This is a genomic window from Spirosoma agri (assembly GCF_010747415.1).
GTDB classification, from domain to species: domain Bacteria; phylum Bacteroidota; class Bacteroidia; order Cytophagales; family Spirosomataceae; genus Spirosoma; species Spirosoma agri.
In genome coordinates this window covers 1-274 of record NZ_JAAGNZ010000033.1, presented here as the reverse complement: position 1 = coordinate 274, position 274 = coordinate 1, and the positions used below count along the sequence as shown (strand labels likewise).

Below are 274 nucleotides of genomic sequence, written 5' to 3'. Positions count from 1 at the left end.
TTTCATCAGGTGGCACCTTCCTACTCTCCCACTTGTGACAGCAGTACCATCGGCAGTACGGGGCTTAACGGCTCTGTTCGAAATGGAAGAGGTGTCCACCCGCCTTACCAGCACCAACCTGTTGACTCTTTATTGACCCGTCTTCCGGCTAAGTCAAAATGTCTTTTGTCTTTGTTCCCACAGAGAGAGACTCTGGTCCGCACACACAACAACAACTTCCCGTAGAAAACACCAAAACACGCGTCCGGGCTCATTAGTACGACTCAGCTCTATT

At 50.4% G+C, this 274-nt stretch carries 1 rRNA gene; it reads right to left on the bottom strand.

Going from position 1 to position 274, the window contains the following annotated elements:
- Positions 1–7: 7 nt before the first annotated feature.
- A 5S ribosomal RNA gene (gene rrf, locus GK091_RS29340) occupies positions 8–118 on the bottom strand.
- Positions 119–274: the final 156 nt, after the last annotated feature.